Raw genomic sequence first — 2186 nt, 5'->3', positions numbered from 1 at the left:
CTATGGTCGCCGTTTGTAACCCAATTCACACAGCCTTTTTGTACTGCGGGCTGCCGCTGCAGTCGGGGCTAGGCAAACATCTTTGATTATAAACGTTCGAAAAAGCCGACTATTTTTAGCACGGATGGCCCCCGAGGCTTTAGCTGAAGAGAGGAAGTAAATCAGCGCTAATGGATTACTTTCGACACGGAATACAAATCCGCGCTATCGTTGCGTTGGGAACATCCGCGCCATCTGGGTTTGTCGTAACTGTTACTGCTGCGTGTTTTCGAGCTTTCGCACGGATTTCAAATCCGCGCGATTGGGGTGTTTATTTTTAATCGGTGCTCGGCAAACCTCCTGCGGTAGTTTCATCTAATATTTTTATCAAACTATCTTTTTCGTCCCAGCCAAAACTCAAGAGTCTGTTAGCCAAATGCTTTTTATTGTCCATAAGAACCACGTTTCATTTATTCAGTCTGTACTTGCCCTCCATTCGTGCTCCACGTTAGCTAGTTGCTGTCGGGGCTACGAGGTGAGTAGACTTAGATAAGTTCATCACCAACCTATATAAATTACCGTGTTAAAGTCTATAATTCAGTTCATCACTAACTTTGATACATTACCCAGATTTCGGAACGAAGATTTAGTCAACTTTTTGAAGAGTTCCCTGCTTTGCTTCTTCATTAAAAGATTCCTTCAAAAGTTCAAAGAATTCAGCATCTGAAGGGTACTTTTTCTTCAGAGCATTAAGATCTTTGCTAATCTCTTCTTTCTTCAGCAATTTTGATTTCACGAAAAACAAATCATAGTATGCTTCTTTGTCAATAGATTTACTTTTTTCAATAAATTGTTTTATTGATTCAATCGATTGCTTAAAGTTCACATCTCTATTTTGGCTGTCTGATTTTGATTCGAAACTTAATGCTTTAAAAAGGTAAGACTGCATATTCTTTTTATATGATTTAGAAAAATCACTTTCACTCAACGAATTAATGAATTCACTTGCTTTATCATACTGTAATTGAAGTGACAAAATCGATATCTTCAGCTCAATTGATTTAGCTTTTGTTTCAGGACAATTTATTGAAAACTCAACTTCTTTTAAAGCATCTGAAAGCAAATTTTGCTTTTTTTCAGAATAAAAAGAATTAATCATTTTAGATGCGTTTGCCACACGTGATTTACATTCTTCTGTTCTAGTGACGGTTTGACCATGACAACTATTTACCAAAATTGATAGAAAAAAAAGTTGAATTAAAACTATCATTTTATTAACTAAAAATATCATTTATTGTTTATTTACGGTTGGACTTGAAGCTGGGTATTTATGTTCATATGTTCTTGGAATTGGAATTGCGCCATGAACTGTCACAGGAGTAGTACCACTTCCGTCTTCTTTTGTGTTTTGCCAATTTCCAGAAACTGTTACACTTGGGAAAACTTTAACACCTTGTTCCCCAGCAATTTTCCCAGCTGGTATTAATATACTTCCTGAAACTGATGTCGTTCCAGTTTCTTGAATTAAAGGCTTAGAACCATCAGGTGCTTGGAGAGGTGTACTATAATTTTCGCCACCAAAATTTGTTGAGGCCATACCTGTCACAGCAATATTATTAGTACCAGTAGCTCTTCCTACTACAGAAACATCGATAGAAACACCGTTAAATTGTTTTGAAAGTTCTCCTGTAGAAAAATTTATACTGGTTGTTACATCAGCACTAACATTAAAACGAGTTGTAGCGCTAACTGTTGTTAAATGAGCTACTCCATAACTTACAGCACCACCAGTTTCAGAGTCAGCTGCTACAAATCCCATTTTTGTTGTTGTAACTGCATTCCCTCTAAAATTCCAACCTATATCTTTAATTATTGAATTGTCTGTTTTACCTACATAACTATAACCTTGAGGAGTTTGTGACGCATTGTTAACAGAATTACTCCAAACATATTTACCTGTAGCATTATTTTTAATCCAGTCGCTTGGTGCCATTCCATCAGGATCAGTAAAACGTAGCGGATTATTAAAACAGTAGTTATAAGGCGAAAACCTTCTCATCTTTTCACTAAGAGGATCCACATTCATCCACCTACCAATTGCCGCATCGTAATTTCTTGCGCCGTAGTCGTAAAAGTTTAACCCCAACTCATCCTGCCACTCCTTGCCGTTGTACTTATACTGCCACTCCCGTCTTTCCGTGGGTTGT

2 protein-coding genes are annotated in these 2186 nt (G+C 37.3%); both read right to left on the bottom strand.

The genetic code is table 11. The features are described 5' to 3' along the window. Positions 1-625 precede the first annotated feature (625 nt). On the bottom strand, positions 626-1270 hold the full coding sequence (locus CHX27_RS01535) for a hypothetical protein (RefSeq protein ID WP_094485010.1): 645 nt from the start codon (positions 1268-1270) through the stop codon (positions 626-628). After that, positions 1271-2186, bottom strand: a 916-nt coding sequence (locus tag CHX27_RS01530; protein ID WP_317048265.1) for an RHS repeat-associated core domain-containing protein, incomplete at its 5' end; no start/stop codon positions are given. It lies immediately after the preceding gene.

The organism is Flavobacterium aurantiibacter (assembly GCF_002251775.1).
Taxonomy (GTDB): Bacteria; Bacteroidota; Bacteroidia; order Flavobacteriales; family Flavobacteriaceae; genus Flavobacterium; species Flavobacterium aurantiibacter.
This window is presented reverse-complemented; position numbering and strand designations above follow the sequence as displayed.

Excerpts from the sequence above, each read along its gene's own strand:
- CHX27_RS01535 (WP_094485010.1), bottom strand. The coding sequence starts at position 1,270 with ATGATATTTTTAGTTAATAAAATGATAGTTTTAATTCAACTTTTTTTT.